We start from the raw sequence: 16,029 nt of genomic DNA, 5'->3' as shown, positions 1-16,029 counted from the left end.
CGCGCTGCTGGTCGCGGCAGAAGCCGCGAGCGGCGATGTTGCCGCGCTGGCAGGCTGCAGCCGCCTCGCGGTCGATGCGCTGACTCTCCGCCTGGTAGGCGCGGTCGAAGACACCGCGCGGCTGGGCGCCGGCGGCGGCGCCAGCACAGGCGACGCCGGCTATGACGATCAGGGAAGCGAGCCGCATCGGTCAGTTCCCGAACGACGAGAGGGGAACGGGCGTGTGTGTGTCCGAGCGGATCCGGGCAAGCTCCTGCTGCCGGGCCAGCTGCGCCTCCAGCTCCCGCTTTTTCGCCTCGAGGTCGACGAGGCGCTTTTGGACATCCTCGGTCCGGATCGCGCGCAACTCGCCCACGACCTGGTCGAGCTGGTAGCCCTGCTGGATTGCGACGCCGGCATTCAGCTGCATGGTGGCCGCCAGGTCGTTGTCGCCGAGGCTGGCCAGGTCGGTCGCGCGGTCGTCCAGGACCTGCTTCGCCTTTGCGCTCTGCTCCGCGCTCTGATTGAGGCTCTGCGTGCTCTTCAGGATCGCGTCCTGGTCGTCGAGCAACAGTCCATTGCTGGTGGCGATGGTCTCGGCCGCTGCCGGCGACGCGCCGGCTTCGCTGAGGATCTGGCGAATGTCGGTGTCCGTCCTGGGCAGATCATACAGCTGGCCGAGCTGCTGACGGGCCAGCTGCTGGAAATTCGCCGCATCCGACTTGATGCCGTAGAATTCCGAGAGGACGGTTTTCGCGGCGTCGGTGTTGAGAAGGTCGCTGTACTGCTTCAGCTCATCGGTCAGCCAGCTCAGGTTGCCGAGCCGCTTGGCATTCTGAATGGCCTGCGCAGTCTGCTGGGCCAGCTGGTCGAACTGCCGCTTCATCTCCGAAAGCTGGCTCGCATAGTACTGCGCGTCCTGGGCGATCGACGAAGGGTCGATCGTCGGCACGCCTCCGGCATGGACGGCGCCGATCGGCGCGACCGTGAGCATGAGGGCGGCGATGGCGGTTCTGGTTCGCATGTCGATCCTCCGTGTCATGCGGCCTGGCCTTCGAGTTGAGACGTTCCCAGCTCGGCGATTTCGATGGCAGCCCGGGCGATCCCCTCCGTCAGGCCGTACTCCCGGATCAGGCGATCCCGGATCGCGGCCTCTTGCGGGTGCGACGTGTTGATGACGTGCTGGGTGGGGTCGACGCGCAGGGTCAGGGTCTTGCGGACATCAAGCTCGGGCTGGATAAGGTAGACCTGCTTGCGCGGCACCAGTTGCTGGATGGCGGCGATGTCGCCGTCGGTCAGGTGGAAGGTCGAGCGATACTGCTCCGTGTCCATGTGGCGATCGGCCATGAAGAAGAAGCTGCCGGCGGCGCTGCGGATCGCGGGCCAGTCCTCGATCCGCCCGTACTCGGTCGGAGACTGGCTCCAGAGGGTGATGCCCGCCCCCCACTTGCCCCATGTCCGAACCTTCCGGACGAGGTAGTCCCGGAAATACGGGATCGACAGCGCATGGTGCGCTTCGTCGATCTGCAGAAGCTTGGGGATGGTCTGGTAGGAGGGATCTTCGAACGACCGGGTCACCCGGTAGAAGAGGTCGAACAAGACCGGCTTCAGCACCGGAGGGGTGTCCCGGAAGCGGCCGAGATTCCAGGTCGATATGGATTTGTCGAGGGTGCCGATCGCGTCGACATCGGCATTCACGATGCCGTCGTAGAGCCCACGCGACATCCAGCGTTCGAACTTCCGCCGGGTGTTGTGGTTCAGGTGCTCGAACAGCCGCGGCATGCTCCGCATCTCCGGCGGCATCTGCATCACCGCCCGGATCGATCGGTCGACATCCTTCTGCTCGTCGCGGTCGAGGTGCTGGGCGCCGCTGGTGTCGTTCGCCTGCAGGAGCAATTGCATCTGCTGCGCCAGATAGGTGGCGAAGGCCATGTCATCGACGCCTTGCTGCGAGACGAACGGGTTCAACCCTCCGGCCTCGCCGAGGGCGAGGTAGCCGCGGCCGCCCTCGGAGAACACATCGCAGACGCATTTGCCGCCGGGATCGATATCCACCGACCGGATGAAGCCGCCGTATTTGAGGAAGTGGCTGGCCACCGTGTTCATCAGGTAGGTCTTGCCGGAGCGAACCGGCCCGACGCCGATGCTGAAGGCACGGCCGTTGACGTAGGGCGAGAAGTGGAAGGGCTCCCCGGTCGTGGTCTCGAAGATGAAGGCCGATTCCTCGCCACCGAGATCCGCCACCACGGGCTGGCCGATCCGGCTCTTGAGGGCCAGGGACATGACGCCATGGCGGGACGAGGCAACCGTGCTCCGGCGCTTGGATGCGACGGCGCCGCCAGGCTGGATGGACCGGAAGGCAAAGGGGAGACCTACATTCTCCCACACCAGACTGATGCCGCGGTTGGTCAGGGATGCATTGAACGACCGGACAAGCGCGCTGATGGCGGTGGGATCCTCGTGCGGCACGACCAATGTCGTGAACGCGGTGCCCCAGCGATCATGTCGCGCGTCGGCGGCCTCGATTGTGTCCAGTTTCTCTTTGTGCTTGGGCCGCCGCTCGTCCGCAATAGTCGTGGTTTCGCCTTTGATAATATTAAGCAGGTTGATCCGGGTCCGTTCAATTGCGTTCCGTGCTGCGGCGAACTTTGCAGTCTTAGCTAGTTCGCTCAGCGGCTCGAAGTGATGGACGATCATGTAGTCGCCCTTCTGCCGCAGCGGCGCGTCGGCATCTTTCGTGAGCCACCCCAAGGGATCCGTCGGAGTGCCTGTCACCGACCCCATCCGGGCGTATCGGGTGACGGCGCCCTGCAGCTTCAGGTGGGCAGCGCCGCGGATCTCAATGGTTTCGATGTCGCCGGCGGGGAGCTGGATGTCCAGATCGTCGTCCGGCATCGGCAAGCGACTGCGCCGGTCTTCGGCAAGGTGGGCCGGGTCGAAGGTCGCGAGGTAGCGCAGCAGTGACCAGAATTCCGACAGATCGATCAGGCGGGCGTCGCCCAGCTTGCCCCACAAGCCGACGATCTTGTCGAGGCTGTCGCCGGAGCGCGCTGTTAGGTGGGCCATTCCTTCCCGACTGAAGATGGTCGCAGAGGGATTGCGAAGTCGAGTCATCAGCTTGTCGCGCCGGCGTGTGTCGAAGAGACCACCGCCGAGAATGTCCCGTACGTCGCCCCACAGGGTTGTCGTCGCAGCGCCGTCGTCAGCGAACTCGTAGACGTGGTAGAGAAATGAACCTGCCAGTCCGCGCTCGTTCAGGAACTGCTCGCGGGCCTGAGATACGGCATCGTTCAGAGGCGCGCTCCGCCTCCGCAGCCGAATAGGGACACGGTCGAGATGGATGTAATACTGCGTCACGCTGGCGCCATACGGTAGCTGCTCGGCGATCTGCGCCGCGACAAGGGCGACATGCGAAAGATCCCCACGGGTCAGGGCGTCGAAATCGGCCCCCTCGACCGCGACAGCGGCCAATAGCGTCCCGCGCTTGGTGGCGACGAGACGGTCGCCGAAAGGAGCGAATACTGGAAAAGCTTCGGTGATATCCTGATCTGCTCGCATGCCGCCGGTCCCGCCTAGCTACCGGTGCTGCCGAAGCCGACATCGGTGAGAATCGTCGCCATGTTGAGAAGGCAGATCCCACCGACTGAAGCTCGCACGACCCAGCCCATGGGTCCTTCGCGCGGCATCAAGACCCAGATCGCGATTCCAATTGCTGTCGCGATTGCGATCATTGCAACTGCCCACGGGCCAGTGGCGAAGGTTACCCAGGCCTGGAGGAAGGTCGTCAGCAACCCGGTGCCCTGGTTGCCATTGGCGACGCTGCCGATGCTGACCTGCTTTTGCGCCATGGCCTCGCTGGCCATCATGGCCAGCGCGAGGGCAGTGGTGGACAGTCTCTTCATCATTGTTCCGTGCTCCATCAGTCGATCCAGAGGATGGGTCGGCGCTTCACGCCGATGACCCAGGAGGCGCACCAGGGCGGCCGAAGGCGGGCGAGCCAGATGTCGAGGGCATCCGGATCATCTCTGTGCAGGACGAGCAGCCCGGCGACGCTGAGGACGCCGAGGACGATCCCGGCAATGGCGCTCACGCCGATGGCCAGGAGAAAGCTCGCCATGACGAAGGTCATGAGATGCTTGGCCGGAGCGCCCAGAATGGAGCTTCCGCTCCGCAGCTCGTCGCTGCCGGCCGGACTCGTCATCATTGCCGCCATAGTGTCAGCCATGTTGCCAAGTCTTTGGGCGAAGAGTGGAGCCAGCTGGGAGGTGCGAGCACCCGGCCGGCTTCCGTTTTGTGCGTGTGCTGAGCTTCACAAACCCGCTTCCGTGCCTCCTAAAGATGGTGGATTCTGGCCTGCCGCTTCGACAGGTCTCGGCTGCGGCTGGAATGTTTCGTGCAGCCCACGATGGCGTTGGCGGATCATCGATCCGGCACGGCCCGCTAGGGCCGTTCACTTTCACAGACATTTCCATACTCACCGCATGAACCAATCTGTTTCAAAATACAAGAGTGGCCGCTGATGTAAATGAAAACATACCAACGTCTATGAAAATGAACAGCGGAATGTCTGTTTTCCTCGCCACACGCGTCCAAAAAAGTTTGATAGGCTGGTCGCGCCATGTTGCGAATCAGCAACTCTCCCCACGCGAACGAGGGACCGCCTCCGTATGGAGCCAATCGAAGAGCTTATGGAGCAGCGCCGCGAGGCACTTCGACGAGCCGTGGAACGGCAGAAGAGCCGCGGCATGACATTGGATGAGTGGTCAAGCAGGGCTGGCTTGAGCCGGGTAACGGTGCGCCAGTATCTCAACGGCTCGTCGAAGGGCATGAATCTCGAAACGTATGATCGCCTGGCGCTCGCCGCTGGCTGTACGATCCATGAGCTTCTGGAGATCGAGCACCAATCTCCGCTGACAGTTCCGGTCGTTGGTTACCTCGGCGTCGGATCAGAGATCGTCGGCTATTCCGACATCATCTCGACCGAAAAGGACCAACACGTCGATGCGTTGCCTCGGATGGATTGGCCGCAATCAGCGGTTGTCGTGGCGGGAGAGTATTGCGCCCCGCGCTTCAACCACGGTGACGTGGTCTACTATCGCAACGCGAATTCACCCGCGGCCGAACTGCTCGGCCAAGAGTGCGTCGTGAGGCTTGAGGATGGCCGCATCTTCATCAAGACCCTGCTGCAAGGCCGCGGCAAGGATCGTTATTCCCTGGTCAGCTCTGCTCTTCCCGTCATCGCCGACGTTGGGCTCGACTGGGCCAAACCAATCACCTGGATCGCGCGCAAAGCGGCACAGACGGCGGAACAAATGCGACCTTTCGGCCAATATGCCGCACTCATCCGCCGCAACCAGTCGAGTGAACTCGGGAGCAAAGAAGGCAGGGCGAAGATTCTGAGCGAACTGGATTCGTTGAGGGATATGCTTCTCAACTCGCCTTTTGAAGGCCAAACCTCTGAGTGATTTCTAAAAGGGCTTCGAGCGAAGCAGGACGGACTATAAATGCGTCCATTCCGGCTTCTATACAGCGCCGACCGAAGTTCGGTATCTCGCCGTCAATCAGGGCTACAATTGGGACATGCTGGCGATCCAATGCAATGAAACGGTAGAGCTTGGTCGCCTCTAGGGCCTCGACATAATCAGGACTGGTGCTCATAAGCACAAGATCAAAGTGCTGATCTTCCAGCGCGTCCAGGGCCTCATCGCTATCCCCCACGAGATAGCATTGATGGCCGGCCTTGCTTAGCACACGCTCCATAAGCTTTCGATTGAACTCATTCTTTTCTGAAATCAGGATCCGCATCGAGATCGCGGCTCGTGACTGAGCCTCAGGCATCGCTCCGGATGGCTTGCGCGCTGATGAGGCCGTGGAGAGATCGCCCATTAGAAGGCTCTTTGCACGCGTCATGAAGTCGACGTGATCAACCGGGCTCCGCAGAAAGTCGGAAGCACCGGCTTCAAGAGCATTTACCTCAAATGTGCTGTCAGTGTAGGCGGTAATGATAATGACTGGGACGGTCGCGAGGCGCTCTATCCCTCTTAGCCGGCGCGTGAACTCGGCGCCGTTCATCTCGGGCATGCTATAGTCTACGATGATGAGGTCGGGGGTCGCCGAATCGAGCCATGACAGCGCGCCTTGCGGCGTGGCCATTGTCTGGACCTCAACGTTCTTGTCGAGGACCCCCATAAGCTTGGAAAAGATCGCTCGGTTGGTTTGGCGATCATCGACGATCAGAATTAACGACATCCCGACGATCTTTCTGACAGACATTTTTACCGAAGGTACGCATTCATAACATGCAATGTCTATCCCTTTAGCCAGTCGGGGACGCTTTAAGTAATTTTGGATTTTGCGGATTTTGAAGACGGATTTGAGACAATTCAAACCAACCGCTTTCGGATTACGCTCGAAGGGGACAAGCGGCTTCGCGGGGAACCGGATGCAGGCACGGGCGAGCCCGTGCCGAAGCTGGGCGGAAGATGCTTAGGGGGAGAGAAGCGGCAACGCCCTCGGCCCCCGGCGCGCGACCTGGGTGTGCGGTAATCGAGCATCTGGTTCCTCAGATGTCGCAGCGGACACCCGGAGGCGCACCCCAGGTGTCCGCGCGGTAACGCGGCGGCGAGAATGGCTCGCCGCCGATGTCGACACCACCTTCGGTGCGCCGCGGCCCCGCCATGCAAGCCCACATGACCGCTGCAGGCCAAGCATAGAACGTGACCTGGAGGGCGAAGCAGACAAGGGCGGCCACCGGACGCCCTTGGCGGAGGAACCGCACCCAGGGGAAGAAGACGACGCCCCAGGATAGTGGTGGCCGCTGCCGCGGCGCCTGGTGGCCGTTCCGTCCCGGACGGACGTCTGGACTACGGCGCATGTGCTCTCCCCTTCTCCGGGCCGCGCAGCTGCGCTGCAAGCGCGTCGAGCTGGGCGTCGCCGGCGGCGACCTGCGGCGCAGGTGTCTGCGCTGGCACAGCTGCTGGCGCCAGCGGCGCTGCGCGCGCCTGCACAGCATGGATCGCGTCGAGGGCCTGGCGCACCCTCGCCGCGTAGCCGCGGCCGCCAGCGATGTTGTTCGGCCCGGCATTGTAGGCGGCAACGGCCGTCCACAGATCTCCTCCGGTGGCGTCCATCATCTCCCCCAGGATCTGCGCCCCCGTGAGGAGGCAGATGCACCAGTCGCCGAGGAGGCGATCGCGCGTCACGCCGATCTCCGCCAGCCTTCCGTAGTGTGCCGAGTTGACCTGCATGAGGCACACATCCTCGGTGCCATTGCTGTTCGAGCCATTGACGCGATCAGGATGCCAGCGGCTTTCAACGAACGACATCGCCAGCAGGACATCCGTATCAACCCGGGCCAGGCGAGAGGCGCGGGCGAAGCACGAATCGGCGATTGCGGCCGCCGGCTGCAGCGCGATCGTCATGGCAATCGCGCTTGCACACAGGCGGGCGCTCAATGCCATAGGTCGCCCTCCGCATCGTAGCGAAGAATGTCTCGGATCGCCCCGTCCTGCGACTCCACGATCTCGACAACGCGCCGGCGGACTTCGTCGCCGACGCGCAGCTTCTTCACATGCAGGACCAGCTTCACATTCGTCCGCACCGTCTCATCATGGATGGCCAGCGGGATCCCTGGCCCGGCGCTGGCGAGGAGGTTCCGGAGGCGCAGGAAGGTCTCCCTGGCGCTGTTCGCGTGCACCGTCGACAGCGGGACCGAATGACCGGTGTTCCGCGCCCAGAAGAACGCCGCGGCCGCCTCCGGCGTGCGGATCTCGCCGACAACGATCTTGTCGCCACGCATGCGCAGGGTGTTGGTGATGAGGCTCCCCATGGTCACCTCCATGCGATCGTCGCCATGCTTCCGGCGCCGTGCAGCCTCCAGCTGTACGACGTGCGGATGGCCCGGCACGATGCTCTCGGTCGTGTCCTCCACGACGAGCACCCGTTCGTCGCGGGGGATGAACTCGGTGAAGGCGCGAAGGAGCGTGGTCTTGCCGCTCCCGGTCCCGCCCGCGGTGACGACACTGTCGCCGTCGAGGATTGCGGCCTCGACATGCCGGCCGATCTGTTCGTCCAGCATGCGGCGCTCCAGCAGATCAGCCAGCGACATGCGCCGTTTTGGGCTGGGGCGGATGGTGACGGCGATGAAGCCGACCGAGTAGGGCGGCATCACCACGTTGACCCGGCTGCCGTCATCGAGCCGTGCATCCAGAATGGGATGCGTATCGGCGTCGAGATCCTGCTTCAGATTGTGCGCAATCTGCCGCACATATTCGTCCAGCTTCTCCTCCGATGTGAAGCTGGCATCGGTCCGGTAGAGCCGCCCTCCGCGCTCGACATGCACGGACGATGCGCCGTTGATGCAGATCTCCGTGACATCCGGGTCTTCAAGAAATGGACGAATCGGCTCGCAGTAGTAGTCAAGGAGCGGAGAGCGGAGCGCCATCCTACTCTGTGCCCTCCGCCGCCGGCGAAGGCGGTGCGGCTCTATGCTGTGCTGTCGGTCGCCCGGACGAGGCACGGCGGTAATTTCTCAGGCTGCGATCGTTCCAGAGCGCCTGTTCGATCAGTTTCGCCGCCAGATCCTCGTCCTCGATCTCGACGTCATAGACCTCGGCGATCGCCCGTTTGTAGGTCAGAAATGACTCATGAGTTTCTGGGCTCAGGGTAACGCGTTTCAGCTGCAGGCTGACCGCCTGTGTCGGCGTGATAGACAACTTCATCGGCTTGGATGCCACGTTGCTGGCTCCTGTCATAGATCAGGTGGTGGGGGATCGGGGATCGCCCAGCAGCAACGCACGCGACGACATCCTCCAGCGGGATCGTCTTGATGTCAATCAGGCGCAGATAGCCCTTCGGCTTTGTCGAAACATATGGGCATGCCGCGCCCCGACCGGCACGCTTCCACTCGGCATGCAGCAGCTTCAGCAGGCCGACCGTTTGACGGCGCAGTCCGCGGAAGCCCGGCATGCCGTAGACGGTCGAGATCACTCCCTTGATGTCGCGTTCATCGGCTTTCCTGACGCCGATCCGGACGGCCGACGCATAGGCCTCATATGCTTCATCGGTGAGGCGCCAGGTCCACCTTGGCGCACCACCTGGCGCCGACATCTTGATCGCCTCGTACCGCTTGTCGAAGACCAGCCGTCGGCGCTTGTCGGTGACGTCCTCGAAGCGCTCCGTCTGTCGCGCTGCGTGTTCGCCATCGGTCATCAGGACGACGAACTCGAAGCCATCTTCACGGCTGGGATAGAGAAACATCCGGGCGTTGGCGTGTCCCTGAGCCTTGCGGTAGGCACGCCGATTTGCGTTCAACTCGGTCTGGAACTGAACCGCCATTTTCGACGCGAACTGTTCGATCCTGGCGGCCGGCACGACACCGCGGATGTACCAGACATAGCCCTTGGCGATGTGCCGGACAATGTCCTGCATGACTCCGGATTTGTGCACATGAACGCGCATAAGGTGCCCCTTCAAATGTAGCTCACAGGGTTGCCGCGGTGCGGCACGTAGGACGTGTTGAAGGCAACCAGCTGACGTCGAGCTGGCACCGTCCCTCGCCGCGAGCTGGCGCCGTCCCTCGCCGCGTGCTGGGACCATTCCTCGCCGCATGCTAGGACCCTTCCTCGCCGCGAGTTGGCCCCCCGTGCTACAGCGCGTTGACGCCAGGCTGGGCACCTTTCTGGGTGGGGGGCTGCACACTTTCCTGCAGTAGCCATGCACCAACAGATGCGCCTTTGTAAGCTTAATGCATGCATCAAGCCTGTCACGTAGCTGGCCTCTCAGTTTCGGCAAACATAGATAGAAAATCGGCACGAAACACGAAAGCCGTTTAGCATCATTCATTAGAAATAATAAATAGCAGTCATTAGAAATTAAAAGAGGTTCCTGGCGCGGAGCGCTTCGCGGCAGCGAAATAGGCTTGGCGACTTGGCGGGGATGAGGCAAGCTGAAGTCGTCGCGGTTTGCCGTGACCGGCTTCAGACGCCGGTATGGATGGGTCCAGCCACCCCGCCCTGCCGCCAAGCCGTGGCCGAAGGCCACCCCGTGCGCGACGACATCGCGACGGCACTAGGAGACACCCGGACCAGCAACCCTGTTGCGCCGTCCGGGTGGAACCGGAGGCCGACGCGATCCAAGGAGCACACGGACCCGCCAGAGGCGGAAACACTCGTGTTTCCGCCTCGCCAGCGGGACACCCTTCAGCCACTAAGCTTTGCGGCCTTGCCTTGCAAAAGGAGGACAGGGAGGCCGCCATCCATGCCACGCAACCTTAGCCGCGCGTCCGGGTCGCCAACCCGGACGTAACTCAACGCCGTAGCCGGATGCCCGTAATGGGGCTCGTCCGGCTGCAACGGGCGCTCGGGGGTGCAATCCCCCCGTTCGACCCAATCGGGTAAGCATGGTGCGGATGTTGGGCGACGCGGACACGGGCCCCGTGGTGACACGGCAAGCCCTGGCCAGTTGGAGAGCGGGTATTCAGCCCCGCCCGTGGGCGGCTCGAAAGGGTCGAACGCGTGCCGATCAGGTGGGCTTCACGCCGGGATGGGAAACCACCCGGAGTCCATCAGGGGAAACCTGGGATGGACGGTACTCGTGGGGGCAACCTCGCGAGATCGATGGATAGCTCAAGCCTGAAACTGCATCCGGCAACGAAGGATGCACATCGGAGAGCAAGAGCCAGTGCCGGGGGCCTCAGTCCCTCGGTGATCGAAGCTGGAAGCGAGACGGTGAGTAGGGGAGACGCTTTGGAACCTCGGTCCCCCGAAATCTGAGATGAAAGGCCATAGGCCTAGCCGTCTTCGTGAGGCGCTGGCGGTCTGCTCGATAAGACCGACTGGAATAACGCGGGAAAGCCTAAGGCCGGAACCGGGTGGCACCGGTTCGGACCGTCCCTGGCGGGATGGTCGCGGCTATGGCTTGGAGCGTCGGTGAGTAGGTGACAAACGCCCCTGGTGGTTCGATCGAAACCCTGGGTGGAGCGACGGCAGCAACGGGAGGGTGGCCCCCTCCCCTCGCGGCCCGGACAACCGAAAGCTGACAGCGTTGAGTGCGGCTCTGGCTTGGCAGCCAGGGTTGTGGTGTGCGGTCCGTGGCGCGCTTGGCAGCGTGCGCGGGCGATTGCCCCTATCGGGGCTTCATCTGATCAAACCGGAGAATCGATATGACGCGACAGACAGACCCGCCCATTCCGGGCATTCGACAACCATGGAGGATCCATGACGACCATCAATCGTGGCGCCGCAACATCGCCCTCGGGCGGCGGCGCGCGGCGGCGGTTGTCCCCCCAAGGCTCGATGCCTGGGGGGATGGCCTGTCGCCGCGCTCGCCGTTGCCGTCCGGGGCTCCCGGCGGCGGCACAAGACGGCGAACGTCGGGCGTCCGCTTCATAGCGTGCGCCCTCATAGCGTCGGCCGGGATTTTCCCGGCCGACGCGCCATGAAACGGACGAAGGATCAGCTGCTCGATGACCGATGGGCTCGCTTCGCATCTCGCGCAGTCGGCCGACCATTTCTGGGTCGCTGTGCTGCGCTGGGGCTACCCGAATTTTCCTCTCTGGGTGCTCGGCCTGGTCAGCCTGTCCATCCTCGTCGGATGGCCTGGCGAGCGGCCCCACGACGACAAGACCAGCCACCACACGCTGTGGTGGCGGCTGCGGATCGGCGCCCTCGGCGCCGCGATCCTCGGCGTCACGTTCTGCATCCTGTACCGCATGCTCGCCTATCGCGTCCTGACGCCGGATTCGGCGGCTGCACTGGTCGGCGACCTGGTCGATCGCTGGTGGCTTCTCGCCATCGCCGTGCCCTGCCTGGCGCTCGTCCTGCGCATCGGTTTCGTGCGCTACGGGCGCCCCTGGCTGTCGTCCCGACTGCGCGATGCCCGGATCAGCCAGAGGACCGATTTGCTGTCCGATATCCGCGAGGAAGTCGGCCGCTGGGGCGCGACAAGTTTCGACCCTCGCGCCTTCTATGCGCCGGGCGAGGTTTTCACCGCCATCAACGACAACAAGACGCCGGCGCGGATCCCGACGCGGACCTTTCTGGAGACGCACAAATGCGTCATCGGCGCGACCCGTTTCGGCAAGGGTGTGACGTTCCAGAGCTGGGCCGACCAGGCCATCCAGCGCGGCGACGCCGTGTGGATGTTCGATCCGAAGGGTGACGAATTCCTGCCGGTCATCATGCGCGCCCGGGCGAAGGAATTGGGCCGGATCTTCGTGCTCATCGACCTGAAGGATCAGGGCTACGGCGCCTGGTCGCCGCTGGAGCACGGCACGCTCGAAGAGCGCGCGATCCGCATGACGGAATTGCTCGGGCTGAAGGAGCGCGGCACCGATGCCGACCACTACAAGGCCCTCTCCTCCCGCGTCCTGCGGGAGATCCTGTCGCAGGCCTCGCGGACGAGCCTGGGAGGCATGGTGAAGGGCATAGCGGCGGCGAAGCTGGACGAGGACCAGGCCAAGGCCATGCTGTCCCCTGTGGCGAAGCTGGAGCGCTTCGCCGAGCGCCGCGGCCTCTCCCCGAAAGCGGGCCGCGGGCTCCACGTCGAGGAGTCGCTGACGAACAATGCCGTGGTCTATGTCGTCGGCTCGATCGACGATGCGGACATGACCCTCGCGACGCGGCTGCTGCTGACCGAGCTGGTGCAGACGGCAACCCGGATGAAGGCGCAACGGAAAACGGCCCTGACCATTTTCGTCGACGAGCTGAAGTTCCTGGCCTCGGAGACGATCACGCGCGTCCTGGCGGCCGCGGCTTCCGCCAACGTCAACATGACGGTGGCGTTCCAGAGCTTCGCCGACATGCTGTCGCCGGATGACAAGACGCTCGACGGCCGTGCCGTGCTGCAATCGGTGCTGACCAACTGCCAAGTCAAATTGATCTTCGGCGGCACCGACGCCGAGACGGCCGAATGGGTCGCCACAGCGTCGGGCACCGTTCGGAAGCGGGTCGCGAAAATGGAGCGGACGAAGGTCGGCGCACTCGGTGGCGAGACCTGGGAGGATCAGCGCACGCTCGGTGACGCCGAGGAGGCTTTGATCCCCGAAAACACGGTGCTGTCGTTACCGCCAGGTCGGGCCGTGCTGTTCCAGCCCGGGAAGCTAGCCACCGTCGTCCAGGTGTCACCGATCCGGACGCCGGAAACCGAGGCCGTCGCCGCGGCGCGCGCAGCGGCCGCCGGCGGCGCCGCGGCGCCGGCAGCGGTAGCGCCGTAGTCCGGACGCCCCAGGGCATGCCAAGCCCGCCCCGCCTCCTCGAGGCGGCACCAATGTCGTAGACGTCGACCAGCTGGCCGGCTGCAGGCGATGGCCGGCAGCTGATGCCGGAATGGAAAGGGGCGGTGAAATCACCGCCCCTTTGGGAAAGCATCACATCGACGCTACCGCCGATCTTAGAACGAAAATCGCAACAACCATCTCTGAAATAGGGACTTCAGAGAAATAGGTCTCGCCTTTTCAAGATTGCGCTCGTGGGTCACGTGGTCAGCTCCCCATTCAGCAATTTCCCAATCCCGCATTGCGGAGAGGAGCGTGTGCTGAATGTCTCTTATCCGCTTCAACATCTGAGGCGTTGGAGCCGTGAGGTTGTCGCGAATATTCCAAAGATCCTCCAGGCGCTGAAACGGATTCCAGCGTGGTGTCGCGTTGCGCATGAGCGCGACGAGATCCGCGCATTCCTGTTGAAGAAAACCCTCCGCGATCAGTTCCAAAACCAACAGTTCCCAAAGCGGATCCACGAGATTCGTGTCACCGCCAATACGATCCTGGTCCACCATGTAGAGTCCCTCCACTATTGGAGCGTTGGAACCCTTGCGGCATGTCGAGCGTCCTTGCGGACCTCTTCAGGTCCACAAGGGCGCGATCGACGGATCGCTGAACTCAGCTTGAATCAGAGCTGGCAAAAAGAAAAGCCCCTGCCTGCGCTACCTGGCGGCACCGGGGCGAAATGGAATCATAAAAGGTCGAGGAGACCGGGCGAGCGCGCCTCGCTCTCCTCGAGGCGGCGCCGATCGCCGCGCCGTGACGACCAGGTCGACCAGTCGGCCGACCGGAGGACGGGGCCGATTCCAGCCCCGATCTGCGGCGGCGCCGATTGCCGGCACCGCTGTGACGATGGGAAAGGGGCGGTGTAAACCACCGCCCCTTTGGAATGCATCATCGCGATGCTTACAGCAGATCGAAATGAATCTTTTCCCGTCGTAAAAGTCTCCGATGGCGACGGAAAAGCTCCCTTTGAGTTATGAAACGAGACACGAGATAAGACAATCGAAGGAACGTCTGGTCTTCCAACCAAATGTAAAAGAGCCGGCGCTTGAGGCGTCTAATCTCCTTCAAATCCTCACGTCCCGCAATCTCATCACTCTCCTGGGAGAGTCTTCTTTTCATCTGCTCTTCCTGCGGATCCACGAAGGTCGCGTCACCGCCATTACGATCCTCACTCACCATAATGGATTCTTCCACTATTAAGCGTTGGAACCCTTGCGGCATGCCGAGCGTCCTTGCGGACCTCGGAAGGTCCACAAGGGCGCGATCGACGGATCGCTGAATTCAGCTTGAATCAGAGCTGGCAAAAAGAAAAGCCCCTGCCAGCGCCACCTGGCGACCCCTGGGCGAAATGGAATCACGAAAGGTCGAGGAGAACGGGCGAGCCCGCCTCGCTCTCCTCGATGCAGCGCCGATCGCCGGCACCGTGACGATCAGGTCGACCAGTCGGCCGACCGGAGGACAAGAGGACCGTCTATCGCATCCGCGCTCGAACCCCACCTCCCCAGACCTCAGCCTTACCGAGTTCTCACTTTGTCTGGCAAAAGGTGCACTGGCAGGAAAACTTGAGGTGCCCCCGAGGACGGGGCCGATTCCAGCCCCAGGTCTGCAACGGCGCCGATTGCCGGCACCGCTGAAACGAGGAGAGGCAGCGGATGTGACCGCCGCCTCTCGTGGCATGCACCAATCGGTGCTAGGCGATGGAACCGGCGATGAAGCCGCAGACGATACCGAACAGGCTCAAGCCTACAACCACCCAGAACCAAATCCGCGCCATCTCCGCCCACAGGGTGGCGAAGTCCTCACGGAGCCCCAGAATCTCGCCCCGAAGTTCGAGATGCCGGGTGTGCGCGGCGTTGCCCTCAATGATCTTGCCGGCGTCGAGCAACCGGTAGGATGCCCTGATCTCCTCAAGGATCCTGGCAGCGTCGCTCTTGACGTCACCAGACCGAGAGGCGCCACCGACACCCTCTCCCCACGTGGCCGTCTCCCTCTTCTCGTCCCAGAGGATCCTCTGAAACGTGAAGCTTGCCATTTCGGCAGCGGGACGGCTGAGCCCAGCCTTCACCAAGTGCCGTTCCACCATCTGCCAGTAGGTCTCCACGATCTGCGCGTCGACCTTGCTGCAATCCGTGCTGTCCATAGGGTCCTCCTCGAATGAGCGGGCCCCGTGAATCGCTGATCGTCCTCGCGGACTCACAGGAGTCCACGAGGGCGATCGTCGGATCGCACCCGGAGTTTGAAACAGCCTTCGGTCATTGGGAAGATCCCTTCAGAACCATCGGCTTGGAATCTTCAAGGCGAACGTATCGAAAATGGTGTGCGCAGCAGCCGGATCGAGAGATATTGGTTGAAACCAACCGCGCTCTCATTCTCATCACATTGAAAAGCCATCGCCCAATATCATGAAGCAAATAACAGACAGACTATTAACAGACGCCATAACATTGGCGGTAGTTTCTGGTTTCGGTTATCTATTTTCCTACAGCTTCAATATAGGTTATGCTAAGTGGTTCGGATATCCTCCAGATTTGCTAGTTGTTTCACTGTCAGATGTTCTTTTATCTATATTGGCACTAATTGCGATAATTTTTCCTCTATTTCAATCCTATGCTATCTTCATAAATAGATTTCTTCCTGACACGCCAGTAGCACACGTTGGCGCAGTTGTTGGATTGCTTTTTCTTGCTCTTATAACAGCTATTGCACGATCCGTGTCACCGTCGTTTGGATACTCAATTGCGTCCATTGTGCTATTGTTCTACGTGCTTTTAAACTCATATTATATA

Annotated in this window: 14 protein-coding genes; 2 read left to right on the top strand and 12 right to left on the bottom strand. The window is 62.3% G+C overall.

All coding sequences use genetic code 11. The features are described from left to right. The 5 genes from AC3XYG_RS18360 to AC3XYG_RS18340 all read right to left on the bottom strand — a co-directional run. Positions 1-187: hypothetical protein (locus tag AC3XYG_RS18360; RefSeq protein WP_489141299.1), on the bottom strand; the 187-nt coding region annotated here is incomplete at its 3' end. Positions 188-190: 3 nt separating this feature from the next. Further along, positions 191-1,003 carry a hypothetical protein gene (locus AC3XYG_RS18355; RefSeq protein WP_489141298.1) on the bottom strand — a complete coding sequence of 271 codons (813 nt, stop codon included), beginning with the start codon at positions 1,001-1,003 and terminating at the stop codon, positions 191-193. A gap of 14 nt (positions 1,004-1,017) precedes the next feature. Beyond that, on the bottom strand, positions 1,018-3,537 hold the full coding sequence (locus AC3XYG_RS18350; protein WP_489141297.1) for a VirB4 family type IV secretion system protein: 2,520 nt from the start codon (positions 3,535-3,537) through the stop codon (positions 1,018-1,020). Between the two features lie 14 nt (positions 3,538-3,551). Beyond that, the gene (locus tag AC3XYG_RS18345; RefSeq protein ID WP_489141296.1) at positions 3,552-3,884 is read right to left on the bottom strand and encodes a hypothetical protein; all 333 of its coding nucleotides are present in this window, start codon (positions 3,882-3,884) and stop codon (positions 3,552-3,554) included. Between the two features lie 14 nt (positions 3,885-3,898). Further along, positions 3,899-4,192 (bottom strand): hypothetical protein, encoded by a 294-nt coding sequence (locus tag AC3XYG_RS18340; RefSeq protein ID WP_489141295.1) that lies wholly within the window; start codon positions 4,190-4,192, stop codon positions 3,899-3,901. A 454-nt stretch (positions 4,193-4,646) separates the two neighbouring features. Between AC3XYG_RS18340 and AC3XYG_RS18335 the strand changes: the two genes are divergently transcribed. Further along, entirely contained in the window at positions 4,647-5,444 is a 798-nt protein-coding gene (locus tag AC3XYG_RS18335) for a helix-turn-helix domain-containing protein (RefSeq protein ID WP_489141294.1), read from the top strand. On the opposite strand, the gene AC3XYG_RS18330 is transcribed toward AC3XYG_RS18335, so the two are convergent. From AC3XYG_RS18330 to AC3XYG_RS18315, 4 genes are all read right to left on the bottom strand, one after another. Further along, entirely contained in the window at positions 5,410-6,228 is an 819-nt protein-coding gene (locus AC3XYG_RS18330; RefSeq protein WP_489141293.1) for a response regulator, read from the bottom strand. The genes AC3XYG_RS18335 and AC3XYG_RS18330 overlap by 35 nt on opposite strands. 614 nt (positions 6,229-6,842) lie before the next feature. Further along, positions 6,843-7,439: a lytic transglycosylase domain-containing protein gene (locus AC3XYG_RS18325; protein ID WP_489141292.1), complete on the bottom strand. Its 597-nt coding sequence runs from the start codon at positions 7,437-7,439 to the stop codon at positions 6,843-6,845. Further along, on the bottom strand, positions 7,430-8,422 hold the full coding sequence (locus AC3XYG_RS18320) for a TadA family conjugal transfer-associated ATPase (RefSeq protein ID WP_489141291.1): 993 nt from the start codon (positions 8,420-8,422) through the stop codon (positions 7,430-7,432). Before AC3XYG_RS18320 ends, AC3XYG_RS18325 begins: the two co-directional genes overlap by 10 nt. A 200-nt stretch (positions 8,423-8,622) precedes the next feature. Next, a complete protein-coding gene (locus tag AC3XYG_RS18315) occupies positions 8,623-9,438 on the bottom strand; it encodes a hypothetical protein (RefSeq protein ID WP_489141290.1) in 816 nt (271 codons plus the stop codon). Positions 9,439-11,443: 2,005 nt separating this feature from the next. Between AC3XYG_RS18315 and AC3XYG_RS18310 the strand changes: the two genes are divergently transcribed. Continuing rightward, positions 11,444-13,192, top strand: a complete 1,749-nt coding sequence (locus tag AC3XYG_RS18310; RefSeq protein ID WP_489141289.1) for a type IV secretory system conjugative DNA transfer family protein — start codon at positions 11,444-11,446, stop codon at positions 13,190-13,192. Positions 13,193-13,368: 176 nt separating this feature from the next. On the opposite strand, the gene AC3XYG_RS18305 is transcribed toward AC3XYG_RS18310, so the two are convergent. The 3 genes from AC3XYG_RS18305 to AC3XYG_RS18295 all read right to left on the bottom strand — a co-directional run bounded on the left by AC3XYG_RS18305 (position 13,369) and on the right by AC3XYG_RS18295 (position 15,383). Further along, complete coding sequence (locus AC3XYG_RS18305) at positions 13,369-13,752, bottom strand: hypothetical protein (RefSeq protein WP_489141288.1); 384 nt, start codon at positions 13,750-13,752, stop codon at positions 13,369-13,371. 391 nt (positions 13,753-14,143) lie between these two features. Then, entirely contained in the window at positions 14,144-14,464 is a 321-nt protein-coding gene (locus AC3XYG_RS18300; RefSeq protein ID WP_489141287.1) for a hypothetical protein, read from the bottom strand. Positions 14,465-14,933: 469 nt separating this feature from the next. Continuing rightward, complete coding sequence (locus AC3XYG_RS18295) at positions 14,934-15,383, bottom strand: hypothetical protein (RefSeq protein WP_489141286.1); 450 nt, start codon at positions 15,381-15,383, stop codon at positions 14,934-14,936. Positions 15,384-16,029: the final 646 nt, after the last annotated feature.

It is taken from the genome of Inquilinus sp. (assembly GCF_057815775.1).
Note: the sequence above shows the minus strand (reverse complement) of the source record. Positions and strands in the feature narration are given on the sequence as shown.